Annotated in this window: 13 protein-coding genes and 2 pseudogenes; 5 read left to right on the forward strand and 10 right to left on the reverse strand. The window is 57.1% G+C overall.

The window, feature by feature from the left end:
* Positions 1 to 11 precede the first annotated feature (11 nt).
* The gene (locus AC0IXS_RS18385; protein WP_057409152.1) at positions 12 to 413 is read right to left on the reverse strand and encodes a Rho termination factor N-terminal domain-containing protein; all 402 of its coding nucleotides are present in this window, start codon (positions 411 to 413) and stop codon (positions 12 to 14) included.
* 229 nt (positions 414 to 642) lie between these two features.
* Here AC0IXS_RS18385 and AC0IXS_RS18390 point away from each other — a divergent pair, with 229 nt between their 5' ends.
* On the forward strand, positions 643 to 846 hold the full coding sequence (locus tag AC0IXS_RS18390) for a hypothetical protein (RefSeq protein WP_057409151.1): 204 nt from the start codon (positions 643 to 645) through the stop codon (positions 844 to 846).
* 286 nt (positions 847 to 1,132) lie between these two features.
* On the opposite strand, the gene AC0IXS_RS18395 is transcribed toward AC0IXS_RS18390, so the two are convergent.
* From AC0IXS_RS18395 to AC0IXS_RS18405, 3 genes are all read right to left on the reverse strand, one after another.
* Positions 1,133 to 1,348, reverse strand: a complete 216-nt coding sequence (locus AC0IXS_RS18395; RefSeq protein WP_004883170.1) for a hypothetical protein — start codon at positions 1,346 to 1,348, stop codon at positions 1,133 to 1,135.
* A gap of 212 nt (positions 1,349 to 1,560) precedes the next feature.
* Complete coding sequence (locus AC0IXS_RS18400; RefSeq protein WP_057409150.1) at positions 1,561 to 2,346, reverse strand: sulfite exporter TauE/SafE family protein; 786 nt, start codon at positions 2,344 to 2,346, stop codon at positions 1,561 to 1,563.
* A gap of 90 nt (positions 2,347 to 2,436) precedes the next feature.
* Positions 2,437 to 4,260, reverse strand: coding sequence for a sensor domain-containing phosphodiesterase (locus AC0IXS_RS18405; RefSeq protein WP_122554577.1), 1,824 nt, complete (start codon positions 4,258 to 4,260; stop codon positions 2,437 to 2,439).
* Between the two features lie 302 nt (positions 4,261 to 4,562).
* On the opposite strand from AC0IXS_RS18405, the pseudogene AC0IXS_RS18410 reads away from it, so the two are divergent.
* Both AC0IXS_RS18410 and AC0IXS_RS18415 read left to right on the forward strand, forming a co-directional pair.
* Positions 4,563 to 4,727 (forward strand): annotated as a pseudogene (locus AC0IXS_RS18410) (con-10 family general stress protein); the annotation flags it as partial.
* Positions 4,728 to 4,889 (forward strand): annotated as a pseudogene (locus tag AC0IXS_RS18415) (con-10 family general stress protein); the annotation flags it as partial.
* A gap of 228 nt (positions 4,890 to 5,117) precedes the next feature.
* Here the strand turns inward: AC0IXS_RS18415 and AC0IXS_RS18420 are convergent.
* Entirely contained in the window at positions 5,118 to 5,642 is a 525-nt protein-coding gene (locus AC0IXS_RS18420) for a GAF domain-containing protein (RefSeq protein WP_050575610.1), read from the reverse strand.
* Positions 5,643 to 6,073: 431 nt separating this feature from the next.
* On the opposite strand from AC0IXS_RS18420, the gene AC0IXS_RS18425 reads away from it, so the two are divergent.
* Together AC0IXS_RS18425 and AC0IXS_RS18430 are read left to right on the forward strand one after the other, a co-directional pair.
* Entirely contained in the window at positions 6,074 to 7,342 is a 1,269-nt protein-coding gene (locus AC0IXS_RS18425; RefSeq protein WP_057409148.1) for an OmpP1/FadL family transporter, read from the forward strand.
* A gap of 200 nt (positions 7,343 to 7,542) precedes the next feature.
* Positions 7,543 to 8,040, forward strand: a complete 498-nt coding sequence (locus AC0IXS_RS18430; protein WP_057409157.1) for a hypothetical protein — start codon at positions 7,543 to 7,545, stop codon at positions 8,038 to 8,040.
* Positions 8,041 to 8,043: 3 nt separating this feature from the next.
* Here the strand turns inward: AC0IXS_RS18430 and AC0IXS_RS18435 are convergent, their stop codons facing one another.
* The 5 genes from AC0IXS_RS18435 to AC0IXS_RS18455 all read right to left on the reverse strand — a co-directional run bounded on the left by AC0IXS_RS18435 (position 8,044) and on the right by AC0IXS_RS18455 (position 16,190).
* A complete protein-coding gene (locus tag AC0IXS_RS18435; protein WP_057409156.1) occupies positions 8,044 to 9,660 on the reverse strand; it encodes an ATP-binding response regulator in 1,617 nt (538 codons plus the stop codon).
* Positions 9,661 to 9,698: 38 nt separating this feature from the next.
* A complete protein-coding gene (locus tag AC0IXS_RS18440; RefSeq protein ID WP_057409147.1) occupies positions 9,699 to 10,322 on the reverse strand; it encodes a response regulator in 624 nt (207 codons plus the stop codon).
* A 332-nt stretch (positions 10,323 to 10,654) separates the two neighbouring features.
* Entirely contained in the window at positions 10,655 to 12,280 is a 1,626-nt protein-coding gene (locus tag AC0IXS_RS18445; RefSeq protein ID WP_191957586.1) for a methyl-accepting chemotaxis protein, read from the reverse strand.
* Positions 12,281 to 12,794: 514 nt separating this feature from the next.
* Positions 12,795 to 15,719 (reverse strand): DUF4132 domain-containing protein, encoded by a 2,925-nt coding sequence (locus AC0IXS_RS18450; RefSeq protein ID WP_449124342.1) that lies wholly within the window; start codon positions 15,717 to 15,719, stop codon positions 12,795 to 12,797.
* A 30-nt stretch (positions 15,720 to 15,749) separates the two neighbouring features.
* Complete coding sequence (locus AC0IXS_RS18455; protein WP_043306766.1) at positions 15,750 to 16,190, reverse strand: hypothetical protein; 441 nt, start codon at positions 16,188 to 16,190, stop codon at positions 15,750 to 15,752.
* Between the last annotated feature and the right edge of the window lie 6 nt (positions 16,191 to 16,196).

Below are 16,196 nucleotides of genomic sequence, written 5' to 3' on the forward strand. Positions count from 1 at the left end.
CGGCGGATTCGTTATGACGCTTTCTTCAGCGCGCTGATCAGCTCCTGCTTGTTCATGGTCGAGCGACCGGCAATATTCAGGCCCCGGGCGCGTTGCATAAGGTCCACTTTGGTCTGCGACTCCAGCGACTGGTCGTTGCGCGGTTCACCGTGTTTGGTCGCCACGGCACGCTTGGCGGAATCCTTGCGCGCTGCCGATTTGCTCGACGCCGGTGTCCTGGTTCCCGAGCCGCCCTTGCGCTCGCCGCCACCCGACTGTTTGTTGACCGTGGCCCACGCCCGCGCTTCTGCCTCACCTTTCGAAACACCCTTTTCTTCGTAGCTTCCTTCGATATGTTCGGCCTTGCGTTTCTGCTTGTCTGTGTACTTGTCTTTATTTGCGGTAGCGTCTTTTTTCGAGTTCGCGGCAGGCATGGTCTGTCTCCTATCGATTTGAATGACGGTTCGGCCGGATGTCAAAAGCGCGGACATTCTCGCAACGCACGCTTCACGCTGGCCTTGAAATTAGGAAGGACGCGACGGCGGGCGAGTTCAGCGAAAAAGGATGAGCGGCACGGTGGCAAAAATCTGAAACTCTGCAATTCTTCTGCAATGACGAGGTGTTTACATGCTCGCCATCCAGACCTGATTGAGGAGAAAGCGCATGTCGATCATTAGCAAATGGGCGTTGCAGGCAGTTGTGCTGTTTTTGCTGGGCTGGATGGCTACGGTAGCCACACACTGGAGTCATTCTGTGGTCAGTGGCACAGGCAGTGATCGGCTGGCCGAGCTGAACAGTGGGGCATTGAGCAATCCGGCTGCCCTGGCAACCAGAGATTCCGGACAGCCTCGCTCGCAAGTGGAGTAAGTCGGATCGGGAAGGCTTTGCATGCGTGATACCGCTCACTTTTTCGCAGGCAAAAAAATGGCCCACAACAGGGTGGGCCAAATGGGATTCATCAAAGGAGTGGGTTCAATTTACCCAGCCTGACGTGAAGAAGATGTGAAATGGATGTCACCGAAACGAGAATGAATTTCAGTTTTTATTCAGGTGCATATTCAGCAAAAGATGGATGGCAAAACGCCGCTGTCAGGGCAGCGGCGCTTCAGTTGTTACAGGAATTAATGTTACAGGAAACAAAAGCAGAAAAAGCTCAGCGAGCCATCGCCCTCGAGCGTCGTTCAGGCGCGCTTCGTTCGGATACGGCATGTCGTGCGGACAGCGGAAGAGAGTGGGGAGCGTCGATTCTGGATTTCATGCGGTCAGCAAATTCCTTGGCTTCCTGCCAGCTCCGGCAAGTCACCGGGTAATCGTCCAGCTTCACGACCCAGTGGGCCCCGTAAACACCTTCTTCAATTCGGATAAGCATTATTGGCATCTCCAGTCAGCAAGGATGAGTCTGTGCCGAGCACCGGCGCGAAAGCAGACCGGCAAAATCCTGCGCCGAAAAACGGCGTTGAGCTACAAAAAAATACAAATCCCGACCAATGTGCCTGTGCAGCGCAATGTGTTGCGCTGCACAGCACTCAAAGCGTGTTTGCAGGGCGAGCCTGACGCATGGATGTGACAGCTTGACGTCGGTCAGAACGCCAGCTTGAAACCGATCATGCCCAGCATGATCGCCAGGAAAGGACGCAACAGGTCATCAGAAACGCGTCCGGCCATGTGGCTGCCGAAATAGATGCCCGGCAGCGAGCCCATCAGCAGCCAGCCCAGCAATTCCCAGTTCATGTTGCCCATGCTGGCATGGCCCAGGCCTGCAACCAGGGTGAGGGGCACCGCGTGGGCGATTTCGGTTCCCACCAGACGGCGGGTCGGCAGCAACGGGTAAAGAATGAACAGCGCCACCGTACCGAGGGCACCTGCACCAATCGACGTCAGCGCAACCATGGTGCCAAGAATCAGGCCCGTGACTATGGTGAGCACCGTCAGGCTGGTGCCCTTGAAAAAGGAATGCCCGTCGCCACGCCCATGGGCGAAGGCCAGCAGTCTTTTCTTGAACAGGACGGCGAGGGCGGTCAACAGCAACACGAAACCCAGCGCCTGTTTGATGATGGCGTTCAGGGCGTCGGGTGCGGCATGCAGGGTGCTCAGGAACCACAGCGTCAGCAACACCGCAGGCACGCTGCCCAGTGTAAGCAGCCCCGTGATTTTCCAGTCGATGTTGTCGTTCTTGCGATGAACCAGCACACCGCCCGATTTGGTAATGGCGGCGTACAACAGATCAGTGCCTACAGCGGTGGCCGGATTGATCCCAAACCACAGCAGTATCGGAGTCATCAACGAACCGCCGCCGACACCGGTCATGCCGACGATGAAGCCCACTACCAGTCCTGCTACTACAAACCCTAAACCACCCGCTTCCATATCCAACCCTGTCATGCAAACGTATCAGGCAAAAGTGGCGGGCAGCATAGCGGCTTTGGTTATGAGCGGTTATGAAGATGTGTTCTAAGGTTATAACCGTTTATCGCGGGTGGCAGCCGCAAGTGTTGCCTCGGCAACACTTTGCAGGCGTTGCGTAGGGCTGAGCCAGTTCACCATCATGTCGGCTTCAAGCGGTTTTGCGATCAGGTAGCCTTGCCCTTCATCGCAGCCCCATTGTTTGACCAATGTGCGGATCTCATCGGTTTCGATCCCTTCGGCAACGACGCAGTAACCGAGTTTTTTCGCCAGACCGATCAGCGCTTTCACCAGACGTTGATCCGTCTCGTCCGAGACCAGGTTGCAAATCAGCGACTGGTCGAGTTTGACGGTGGTGGCTGGCAACTGACGCAGGTAGTTCCAGTTGCTGTAGCCGGTGCCGAAATCGTCAATCGCGACATCCATACCCATTTCACGCATACGTTCGAGCTGACTGCGGACTTCGGCGGGATTCTGCATCAGCGCGCCTTCAGTGAACTCGAGTTCGAAGCGGGTCGGGTGGATGTCGTGTTCACGCAGCAGGCCGATCATGGTGTCGGTGAATGCCGGGCCGGTGAGGTCTTCCGGCGTCACGTTGATCGCGATGCGGAAATCGAAACCCTGGCGCTGCCAGTGGGCTGCCTGTTCGATTGCGTTTCTGAGCACCCACAGGCTCAACGGGCGCATGAGCGCGGTCTTTTCCGCCAGCGGCACAAATTCTGCCGGACCGATCGGCCCCAGTGTCGGGTGATTCCAGCGCAACAGGGCTTCAACCGACGTGCAATGGCCGGTCTTCAGGTCGATGCGCGGCTGATAGACAAGACGCAACTGGTCGTGTGAGTGCACAGCGTTGGTCAGTGAGCTGAGCAGCTTGAAGGCGCGCTGCTGAGCGGCATCGGAATGGGGTTCATACATGGCCCAGCCGAGGTTGCGGTCACGGGCGTTGTCAGCAGCGCTGATCACCAGGCGCATCCAGTCCTGCTCGGTGCTGGCGGTGTTGTCCAGCGCTACCACGCCCAGGCCGACCTGCATCTGCACGGGAATGCCGCGACACTGCACCGGGGTTTCGAAGTCACTGAGAATCGCGCGGAACATGTTTTCAGTCGCGGCTTCTTCAGGCAGCAGAAAGGCAAAGCGTGTCGGGCTGACCTTGTAGAGCGAGCAGTCGTGCGGCAAAAGACGCTGCAGACGATTTTTGATCGCCATCACCAGGTCCTGCGAGTAGCTATAACCCAGCGCTTTGACGATGTCGTTGAGAAACTCGGGGGTGATCATGTCCGCAGCGACCAGGCGATAGTTCTGCTTCGAACTCAGCGTCTGGGTGATGTCTTCCTCCAGACGCGAGCGGTTATACAGCCCGGTAGGTTGGTCGATAAAGCAGCTCATTCTCAGACCTACGATGCGTTTCATCACCAGCGAGGCGAACTGCTTGAGCATGTTCGCCTGCTTTTCGCTCATCGGCGCACGTGGGCTGGTGTCGATCACGCACAGACTGCCCAGCGCGATGCCGTCATCAGTGATCAGCGGCGCCCCTGCGTAGTAGCGAATGCCGGGGTGTCCGGTGACCAGGTTGTTATCCATGAACCGCTCATCGAGCGTCGCGTCGGTCACCTCGAACGGCTCATCGGCCAGGATCGTATAGGCGCAGAACGAAACGTCGCGAGGGGTTTCTTGGGCCTGCAGGCCGACCCGGGCGCGGAACCATTGTCGATGCTCATCGACGATGGAGATCAGCGCGATGGGGGCGTCGAAGAAATTGGCGGTCATTTCCACGATTTCATCGAAGACATCGTCCGCCGTGTTCTCGAGCACGCACAGCTCCTCTATACGCAACAGGCGTTGCGTTTCGTTGAACGGGATAGGGGCGCAAGCGTTCATGAGTATCTCGGAGGGGGTGCATGGGTGATGACTATATGACATCACGAAGTTCACTTTATCAGCGCACCATTTTTATCTATAGCCCCACACAAGAATTTCAACGTCCTCAAAAACCTGTCCGGTCTGCTCTGAATAAGGCTTCAGCCCTTTAAAACCGGGCAGTCTGGATCAACCTGAACGGGATTGAACGAATTTGCCATTCGTCGTTCAGCCTTCAGATTTCCGGATCGACTGCCCCGAAGGCGCTTTCTATTGCTTACGACAGCACTCAAGCGGTCGGCCGATAACGGAGGACAACAACAATGGCTAACACTGGGGAAAACAATCCCGGCAATTTCGCCAACGACCCGGAACGGGCATCCGAAGCAGGTAAAAAGGGTGGTCAGGCGTCAGGCGGCAATTTCGCCAATGACCCGGAAAGGGCGTCCGAAGCAGGAAAAAAGGGTGGTCAGGCATCAGGTGGCAACTTCGCCAACGATCCTGAGCGTGCATCCGAAGCCGGCAAAAAAGGCGGGCAGGCTTCGGGTGGCAATTTCGCCAATGATCCTGAGCGGGCAGCTGAAGCACGCAGAAAGGGAGGACAGGCATCGGGTGGCAGTGATGACAGTGAAGAGTCGGATAAATCCTGACGTGATCATTCTTTTAGCCTGACCCGTTGTAGATAGCGTTCAACATTCAGCCAGCGTAGCCGACCGGGATATAAGAGAGTCGAGTTGAGTAGTCACGCTGACTGAGTCCCTCCACCAGGTTTTCGCTTTTTAGTCTCGAATGCTTGTGAAAAGCCCGGTTCATACCGGGCTCTTTGGTTCTGAAGGGTCGATAATCGAGCGCGATCAGTGTGATGGCGAAGCGCATACTCAGACTTCAGTCGGCTCGGACAGCAGGGCGATCTGGCCCTGCAAATCAGTGAGCTGCTGATGCGCGTACAGCGTGTTGGCGATCAGCGTGCAGAACACTTTGAGGGTTTCCAGAAGCTGTTCGTCGTCGAGCTTTCTCGGCAAAGGATCGAGGCCGCATAGCGTGCCAAAGAAATCACCGGTCGGAAAAATGATCGGCAGCGAGAAATAACTCTGAAAACCGAATTTTGCCGGAATGAAGTGCTGGGCGTATTCAGGATCGGTCGCGACTTCGTTGATCACGATCGGCTGACGATTCAATCTCAGTTCGTTACAGAACGTGTTTTCCAGTTTGAGCTCATGACCGGCATCCAGCCCGAAATTGAGTTCGTCATATACAGCACATGCGGTCCAGCTGCTGTCGGTCACTTTGGCGATTGCGGCGAATCTGAGCCCGGTGAGTCGGGTGACCAGTCTCAACAAGCTTGAGGTGGTTTCGATTTCACTGATGACGGCCAGTTCTGCGGAAGTCAATGTGGTGTTCAATGGTGATGCCCCGACCTGGTCATTGAGAAGCTGGCAAAGCGTCAGGCAGTCTTTGAACTGCATCACACTTTCACCGGTGCTGATCCTGCCACACCTTCTCAGGGGTTACATGAAATATTCCTGGAATATGACAGCAGGCCCTTTAACGGCAGCGCGTTGGTGTCAATAAGCGTTCGCAGTTGCATGCACTAACAAGGCTGTCGATCAGAAAACAACGCACTCATGCTGCGGCAAAGAGCCATTAGTACACCTGTACTATGGAGCGCGTTTTTACTCGCTGATAGGCTCCTCGATTGCCCATTGAGTCGATGCAGGCCTGTCTGTCGCGCGCATGCCCACGGCCTTTCAGGTCCTGAAACGCTCCGGCGCGTACATGTCTTCACGTCTGATGACCCTTATCGAACAGTGATCTGCCACGAGTAGTGAGATCCATGCAAAAAATCACGTTGGGCTTTACCTTTGCCGTGGTGTCGACCCAGCTTTGCGCGGGCGGCTTCGGACTCAACGAACAAAGCATCAGTGGTATGGGAACGGCGTTCGCCGGGCGTGCATCCTCGGCCGATGACGCCAGTACGGTGTATGGAAACCCGGCGGGCATGGCGCGGCTGCAGGGGCAGCAGATCACCGGCGGCGTCACCTTCATCGACGCGTCGTCCGACATCAGTAACCCAGGCGGCCGTTCCACCGGTACGAACAAGGGCGACATGGTGCCGTTCAAGGCCATTCCTTTCGGGTTTTATACCTACAAACCGAATCAACAGTGGGCATTCGGAATGGGTGTTTACGCGCCGTTCGGTCTGGCGACCGATTACGAGTCGGGCTTTCAGGGGCGTGCGTTTGCCAGCAGGAGCGACGCCCGGGTGATCACGCTGCAACCCACCGTCAGTTACGCTTTCAATGACCGTGTTTCCATTGGTTTCGGGCCGACCATCAACCGGCTGGCGGGCGAGCTGGAGTCCGACCTGACGCTCAACCCTGCCATCCCGGACACCAATGTGAAGGTCAAGGGCGACGATGTGGCCCTGGGCTTCAATGTAGGCATTCTGGCCAACCTGACGGACACCACCAGGGCGGGCATGACCTACCATTCGCGGGTGCGCTACGACCTTGATTGTCACACCAACGTAGCGACCGGCGCTGGAACACCACCCCAGGTACTGAGGAGCAATCGCTACGACTGCTCGCTGCAACTGGACACGCCTGAGTCCGTGGATCTGTCGGTCACGCAAGACCTGAGCGATGCCTGGAAGCTTTACGCGGGGGCGACCTGGACCCGGTGGAGCCGCATGAAAGGCCTGGACTTCAGCACGCAAAGCATCAGCCCTGCGGTAGGTGGCGTGCTGGCGTCATCGCTGTCGAATGCCGTTGCGGGCGGTCTGGACTGGCACGACACCTGGGCTTATGCGCTGGGTACGTCCTATCGTCTCAACGCGCAATGGCTTCTGCGAACCGGTATCCGCTTCGATCAATCGCCGACCAGCAACACCAACCGCTCGCCGCGCACGCCGACCGGCGATCGCACGATATACAGCGTGGGCGCAGCCTACGACCTGACCAAAGACCTGACCCTCGACGTTGCCTATTCCTGGCTCAAGGAAGAAAGCGTGAATGTCAGCCGCTCCAATGCCTTGGCCAGTTACAGCGCCCGCTACGAAAACAGTGCGAGTTTTCTCGGCGTTGGCGCGACCTATCGTTTCTAGTTCTTTCAGTTTGAAGAACTGACTAGTACATCTGCACTATAGCCTGCCTCGGTTGAGCGCCTTAACCTACTCAACTAGCTGATATCGAATCTTCTATGCACATCCATCTTCAGGGCCGCTGGTTACAGCGGCCTTGCGAGACGTGCCGTGTCGGATTTTCGATAGACCTTAACGATAGGCTGATAGTGGAGAGCGCTGGCATGGGTGTGTTTGGCCGAATGGCGAGGTTAAAAGGATTGATGGCGGCATTGGCAATACTGTCGACACTGACAGCCTGCTCTACAGGCGGTGGCAATCCGCTGGATGCAATCACCGGTGAATCGAAGTATTCGCCGGCGTTCATAAAAGCCAATATCATCCCTGGCAAGTCCACCAAAGAGCAGATTCGCCAGAAGTTCGGGGCACCGACGTCTGCGCAAGACGACGTCGCCGATAATACCTCGGACTGGTCTTACTATCGCAGTGACTCAGGTTTCAACGCCTTGAAGAAAGTGGCTTATAAATACGCGAACAAATATGGTTCCGGAGAGGTCGGGTCGGCCATGTGGCAAGGTGAATCACGTATTGGCGATGCCCAGGAAGTGATGGACGATGCCAGTACAGTGACAGGAACACAATCAACCGGACGTCAGGCGAACATCGGCACAATCTATATCTATTTCAAAGGCAACGTCGTTGACCACTACAGCACGCGCTGACCGTTAGCGCTCGGCAATATACTGACCGCTGGAGGATGGGGTTGAGCCCACCTTGAAGCTCAGCAACAGCGAGCGAAGTTCGGCGGGGCGGACCGGTTTCGAGAGCACCGGAATGTCCGGGTCATTCAATGCCTGGCGCACATGTTGAAGTTCGTGGCCGGTGATCACGATGGCGGGAATGCGCCGGCCTTGCAGCCGGTTCAGGTAAGCGATGCAGTCAGCGCCTGATGCACTGCGGTCCAGATCGAAGTCGGTGATGACCAGATCACAGTCAACGTGAGCGTCGGGAATGCTGACAGACGTCTGGACCTCACACCCCCACTTGCTCAATAACATGGCAGTCGCCTGCAGCACGTTCTGATTGTCCTCGATCAACATGACCCGCAGCCCGCCGAGCAGACGTTTGTTCCAGTCGATGCTCGATGTCTGGACGGGCAGCCTGGCCGCGACAACGGGCAATCCCGTAACCATGACGGCCGTACCGCGCTCCGGAATCGAGCGAATATTGACCTTCAATTTCATGAGCCGGACGATGCGCCTGACAATGCTCAGGCCCAGCCCGACACCTTCGATATCCCGATCACGCTTTTCCCGCACGCGATAAAACTCGTTGCACAGGTGGGGCAGGTGTTCGGCGGAAATGCCGCGACCCTGGTCATAAACGCCAATGTCGAGCCTGCCCTTACGCTTGCGACAACCGATGAGTATCGGTTTGCCGGGGGCATATTTGAAGGTGTTGGAAATCAGATTCTGCAACAGCGTACTGAGCAGCGCCGGGTCGGTATGGACGTAATGTCTGCTGTTGCGCACGCGAATCTGCACACCGGCCCAACTGGCCGCTTCGCTGTTCTGGCTCGCCAGTCCCTTGAGCAGCGCGTCCACATCGACTGTCTCCAGGCGAGGTGTGACTTCGCCGCGATTGAGCGTGTAGATGTCCAGCAAGGAGCGGAACAGCTGCTCGACCGAACCCAGTGCGCGGTCGATGTTTTCGACCAGTCGACGTTCGTTGTCACCCAGACTGGCGTCGCGCAGGCAAGCGGTGAACAGGCTGATGGAGTGGATCGGTTGTCGCAGGTCATGGCTGGCCTGCGCCAGAAACCGTGACTTGGCCTGGTTGGCCTCTTCGGTTTCCTTGAGGGCCAGGTGCAGTCGGCCCAGCAGGAAGTAAACGAACAACGGCAGCACCAGCATGGTCAGGATCATCATGACCGCGACGGCGTGGTGTTCGCGCAGGAAGGGTGTCAGGGCAATGATGATCAGCAGGGAAATCATCGAGAAACCGGTCGCCAGCAACAGGTAATTGCGCCCATAGCGCATGCCGTAACCGACGGTCATGCTCAGCATGACCGAGTACACCGGAAGCAACGCTTCGCCGCCCACGGTGATGGTGACGATGCCCGCCAGATTGTCAGTGACCAGCGCAAACAGGCGTCGCCTGCCGGAAGCCCCCGGCCGCTGGGCGATGCGCACAATCAGGCCAACCGTCACGATGCCGAAACCCAGGCAGTAGCCCAGGATGACGAACATACGCTCTTCGGAGATTTCATCCAGCGCATACGTTATGAGCGTGTACAGCGTTGAAGTGGCAATGACGGCCATGCGCAGTAGCGCCTGAGTCATTTCCAGGTCAATGCGTTTGGGCAATATCGACATGGCGGTTACTTGATGGACAGGCTGGAAAATTGCGCAGCGGCAGCAGATCGGGTGGGCACACCCAGTGTCTTGAGCAGGCTGGAAACATGAATGCGAACGGTAAATGGCGAGATGCCCAGTTCCTTGGCAATCTCCTTGTTGGTCTTGCCTGATGCGACCAGTCCCAGAACTTCTTTTTGTCTGCACGTCAGATGACTGAGCGCCGACATTTCCACGTCGCCCAGAATCGAGCCTTCCGGCTTGTACTTGACCACGACATCGCCATTGCGAATGGCAATGAAGGCTTCGGCGATGTCCAGCGGATCGATATTCTTGCCGATAAAGCCATCCGCGCCCTGCGCCATGACCTCTGAAATGGTGTCCATATCGTCGACCATGGACACCACAATGATCGAGGTGCGCTTGAACTCCTTGCGAAGTTCGCCAATGGTCTGCATTGAAACAAGGCCGGGGAAGCGCAAGTCCAGCACCAGCGTATCAATCTCGTCACCCGAGCGCGCCAGTTCAAGCACTTCATCAAGATTGCCAGCCTGTTCGATCACTGCGTTGGGCACTAGGCGTTCTACAGTACGCAGCATGCCCTCACGAAATAACGGATGATCATCGGCCACAATAATTCTGCAAGGCATGCCGCATACTTCCACTACTCAGAGTAGAGGGCATCATACCTGATGAGGCGTGTGTGTAACGTGACTGATACAGAGACGGGCAACTTATATTGCGCATAAGTGATGGCAATTTGTTATTGGTTGTGCACGGTTGTAGTGCATGTTGCGACGTTACATGAAAATCTCACGGATAGATCGCTCAACTCATGTGCACTCACTGTTTATAAAGCACTCGGATTGTCTGTTGCGCATTCGTCTGAGTGGAAACAACAGGCGAGGATCATCGAACGGTTGAGCCATCTACGGTGAACCTTGCGATTCACCGTGTCTGACTTGTTTTATCAGGCGTTACATTACGTCCTGAATCGCAGCACCAGGTTATTCATGTTCACGGCCAGCCGTGACAATTCATTGCTGGCCAGCAGTGTCTGGCGAGTGCCTTCGCTGCTCTGGATCGCGAGATCACGAATGCTGATCAGACTGCGATCCACGTCCCGTGCAACGTGAGCCTGCTCTTCCGATGCGGTGGCGATCTGCAGGTTGCGGTCGTTGATTTCAAGCACCGAATCGGTGATCTGGAGCAGCGACTGGCCAGCGTCTTCGGCCGTCTTGCGGGTGCTGTGCACTTCCAGGGTGCTCTTTTGCATGGATTCAACGGTGGCGGAGGAGCCAGCCTGGATGGCAGAGATCATCTGCTCGATTTCCTGCGTCGACGTCTGCGTGCGATGAGCCAGGGCACGAACCTCGTCGGCCACCACGGCAAAGCCGCGACCCTGTTCGCCTGCACGTGCAGCTTCGATGGCTGCGTTCAGCGCCAGCAGGTTGGTCTGTTCGGCAATGGCGCGGATGACGCTGAGCACTTTGCTGATGTCCTGCGCCTGATTGGCCAGTGCGGTGACCTGGGCCGATGAGCCTTCGACCAGATGGGTCAGGCCCTGCATCGCGGTCAGCGTTTCGGTCACTCGCTTGTTGCCCAGTTCAGCGGCCACGCGCGACTGTTTCGCTGCTTCGGATGTTGACGTGGCGTTGCGCGCAACTTCTTCCACCGCAGCGCTCATTTCATTCACGGCGGTGGCCGCCTGTTCGATTTCGCTGTTTTGCTGTTGCAGGGTACGGTCGGCACTTTCAGTGATAGACGTCATTTCAACCGCGGCGGTGCTCAGCTGTGTCGAGGCGCCGGAAATCTGTTGAATGGTGTCGCGCAGGTTCTTCGACATCAGGTTCAGCGCGTGCATCAGTCGCGACGCTTCATCCTTGCCGGTCACTTCCAGTTGCCGGGTCAGATCGCCTGCAGCAATGTCTTCTGCCAGCGACAGTGAAGAACCGATCGGCTCGACAATGCTGCGCGTCAGGGCAACGGCGAGAAACACTGTCAGGATGAAAGCAACGACCACGACGCCAATGAGCACCTTGACGCTATGGTCATACACCACGGTTGCATCGTCACCGGAGCGCTTGGCTTCCTGTACGTTTTGCTCACGCAGGCCGGTGAGCTTCTCCTGATACGCAACTGCGCGTTGCGCCTGCTCTGTGTTGGCGAACGCGAGGGCTTTTTCATGATCCGTCGAGTCCAGCGCAATGACCTGTTTCACGCCATCGATGTACTGCACCATCTTCGAGCCGGCATCGTCAAAGTTGACCCGGTCCTGCTCGCCGGAAATCAGGTTCTTTCGGTAGAACTCACTGCTCGACTGGAGCGCTCCGATGGCGTCATTGGTCTTGGCGACGGCCGCAGAATGTGAGGCCGGCTCAGTGGTAGCCAGCATTCGGATACTTTCCAGGCGCGCATGGAGCAGGGCGACCTGAATGTCATCGATGACCCGAACGCTGGGAAGCGAATTCAGCGAAATGTTTTGCTCGGCTGTCCGGAGATTGCCCATCTGGACGTAGGAAAAAACACCTAGCCCGACCAGCAGGACCGTGATGATGCCGAAGCAGAGCGAGGCCCTGCGTGAAATATTGAGGGATCTGAGGTTCATGTCTGCCTCCGGCGGCAAAGCGTCTTGCGGGGATAGAATGTCCCCTTCGTATGAACAATATTTCTGCCGGAGTTGAACGCGCTTGAATCAAATATTCATTAAAGTTTATTCATGTTTTCGGAGAGTGTTACTGGATACGAATCATTTTTACGGCGTCAAGAAACGGAGGTTGGATAAACGTCCTGCCGACAGGGTTGGCAAATTTCTATTTAAGTATTTACTCTAGATTGTTAAATTATTTAACAATCAATGGCATTTGACAGTGCGCAACAGGCGGTAGACGTTACAAACGAGCGGGCCCATGCAGAGGCCGGTCGGCGCAATTGAGCGTCAGCGTTTGAAAAGTCGCTTCGGTGAGCCGGCTCGCTCTTGTCAAATAATCATAACTTACTGAAAAAAAGCTATTTTTCCTGTGGAGGCGGCTTGCCGTCGATGCACGACGAAGCCACTTTTCTGACACACCGCGTCGACCTCATGGCCGGCAAGCCGCCTCCTGTAATCATAAATACCAATGTCAGCTCGCGCGCTGTATCTGTTCCAGTATCTGGCGGTCAGTGATGCTTCGATCGTCCAGCAAAAGGAACATCTTGCTCAACACCTCTGCCATTTTTCTGTCCGTGTCGGCGAACGGCAGGTAAAACTCGTTGACGCTGGCGCTGGCAGGGACGATGCACAAGTAGTTGCCGGGTTCGATATGAATCGCCGCGCTGCCCAAGTGAATACGATAGTTTGCACGCTGGCCGGAAATGTGCAGAAAGTGTCCTTCACAGTTGACGTTCTGCAGTCCCATTCCCTTTATCAGCTGGTCGACCAGTTCAGTACGTCGTTGCAGGGTTTCATGGCTAGTGCTGTAGTCGTCCGCAGCATGGGCGACAGAAACCAGCAGGTCGGCATCGCGCATCACTTCCGAGAACAGCAACGGCGGCACCTGCTCAAGGGGCAGAGCTTCGCGGTTGCGGTGGAACGCAATCGTGTCGAAGGTGAAGTGCTCCGTTTCTGACAGGTAATGGCCAGTGTCCAGAAAGTTGAATAGAGCGTGGATGCCGTGTTCCTTGCTCTCGTAATAGACGTCTTCGACGCTTGAGGTCGACCAGTTGCGCACTTGCAACAAGCGCGACGCAACGTTGCCTTTAAGGCGGTGGCCGGCAAATCGGCAGGACCACAGGCCCGTTTCCCGTTCGGCCGGGGTCAGCAGGTACAGCTCGCGAAAGGCCTGTTTGAACGGCTGCACGCGGCGTTGGCTCACCACCTCTTTCTGCCACGCCGACAACTGTCCGGCTTCGAACAGGTGGAACGGGTGAGCGATGCGCAGATTCCTCTCGACGGCATGTTGGCGGCCTTCAAGGTCGGTCACCATGAGGGCCGCAGCATCAAGCCAGCCCAGCACAGCGTCATCCGCCTGCACGATCAATTGCTCCATCAGCAGGCGAACCGCGGGCATGCTCAGCAGTTGTTTCAAATCGACCAGCGCCAGAGATTCGCCGCTGCCCATCATCGCTTCCAGGGTGCGGCAAAAGCGTGCAATCTGCTCTTTGAGCTGCGTTTGCTGTGCTTTCAGGGCGACGAATTCAGCGCTCTTGCGAATCGCCGGTGGTGCGGCCTTGAGCGTTTTCCCCGCCTTGCAGATGTGCATCGTCGGCGACAAACCGTTAACCACTAGCGTGACGTCATACCCATCGATGGTGGCAGCCGTCAGGGCGGATTCGGCAATCTCCGATTCCATGGTCCATTCCAGGCGAATCGCCGAGGGGTAACCGGCGACACGCGCCAGGTTTTCCAGGCCTGCCTGTATCGCTGCTTGAGAGTTGGCTTGCCGTTCAGCGCCGTACTTGCGCACCTCTTTATGCAACTTCTTGAACATCAGGTAGCGCTGACGGATGTCGTCCGCATCCTTGACGGGCAATACGCCGTAGATGCGCATGGCTGATTGCGCATGGCGAGTCAGTTTCTTTTCCAGCGCCGGCCGGCCTATGCCCTGATACGCGTCGAGCAAGGTCCGCGTTTCGGGAAACGCCCAGTGCGAAGGCTCAAGCGCCTCGAGGTAGTCGCGCAAGTGTTGCGGGTCGGCCTCGGCCAACGCGTTGTTCAGCAGATAACGGTCTACCACGCCTACGGTTTCGTCCGTCGTATTGGGCAGGTCGCTGCCCCAGCCTGACGCAGGCGCGAGCGCAATGCCAAGGTATTCGCGCTGGAAGGCTTGCAGGTCAGTCCAGCCGAGCGCATCGAGCACTACGCGGCTTGCTTGCCCGGCATAGGGCAGTGCCGTCAGCAAGGTGTTTCTTGAAAAGCAGCTCAATGCTGCGAGTAATTCTGTCGACTGGCTTTTGGGCAAATCCTGAAGCAGCAGAAAGCGTTCCAGCACCTCGGCCGTGTCAACGGAACGGTCAAAGAAATCATCCGGCTTCATGTCCAACCGCTCGATGACTGCGAGAGCCTGCAGCATCCAGCGGGTCTCATACACCTCTACCGAACGGAATGTATCGGCCAGTTTTACAGCGTTCCCGGGCAGTCCAGCCAGGGCATCCTCCACGTAGCGAACGGTGAACTTCGCCAGTTCGGGATGGACGTCTTCATGCGCTCCGCAGGCGGTGTCAGTACTCGGCGTTTGCTCATGGTCGACGCCTGCGTCTTCGAGGCTATCGTCGTGCGAATCGTCCTCGTCCACAGCGTAGTGCTGCTGGTCGACATCATCACTGTCCAGACCCGCGTCGTCTGAGTAGAACATCATGGCGCGACCCCAGGTGTCGGCTGCCCGGGCGAAGCGAGGGTAATCGAGACGGCCCGCGTCCAGCAGACCCCGCGCGATGCGCTCGATGTCCTTGTGCACATAGACGTAAGCGTCGGCGATCCTGCGCTGCTCTTCGTCTGGCGGGGAGGGAGGCAGCACACGGTTCCAGCTGCCATCCAGCAACCACTCTGCGAAGGTTTGCCACTCCGGTGTCGGCGGGAAGTGGCTCAATCGATGGATGCAGGCAGGAACGTCGGGAAACGCCCAGGCGTTTTCCGGACGTCGTCGATAATACGCAGGAGAATCAGCGTCAGTGGGCAGCGGGTAGTCACTGTCCTCGAACGCATGGCACAGCATGTGTTGCAGCCGCGCGCCGATCTGTTCAAGCGCATAGGCGTCCTCCGGATGAGCGATGACCCACGCATCGCAGAGGCGGTATTGCAACCCGTAGCGTTGCTGATCGCGTCGATCTTCCAGATCATCCCACACGGTCGGGAACACCAGGCCGTCGGCCAGTGCCTTGCTGCCTTCCTGCGGATGCTGAGTGAGCCAGTCATCGGCGATGCGCAGGAAGTCGATGCTGTCCCAGAAATCCATCTCGAAGTCGTCATGTCGGCTGAGCTCGGGATAGAAATCCAGTGCGTGATCACAAAACGCCCGCAGTGTAGCGAGGCGTTTGACTTGTTCGGGTGCAGGGCGACGTGATTGCATGACGGTTTCCGAGCAGGTGAACGAAGAGGATCAACCGCCGATCAGGGGCATCAGGCGGATAAACGCGAGCGTGGACGGGGGACTCAGGTCGATGGACTCGTCGAGGCTCTGCAACATGACGCCGTTGTGCAGAACGCGAAAAGCGCGGGTTTTAAAGCCCTTCAAGGCCCGCTCGACCTCAACGCCTACATCCAGATCCGGAGAAGCGGTGGCCTGTGGCATGGCGATCGTACCCGCGCGGGTCTGCCTGACGATGTCACGTTCGCTCAGGTACTGGCGATCGAGTACTTCGCGCACCGACATTTGTTCAAGAAAGTGGCGGACCGACAAGGCGGCGATCTGCTCGGCGACGGTCAGGCGGATGAGTTCCGCCACCGTCAGGGTCGACGCGTCTGGTGTCAGGGTGACAGAGGGCAGCAACGTTTCCTGGCGTGCCCCTTTCAAGCAGTAACTATGCACCACGATGTCCATTACGTA

Source organism: Pseudomonas sp. AC016, assembly GCF_979253365.1.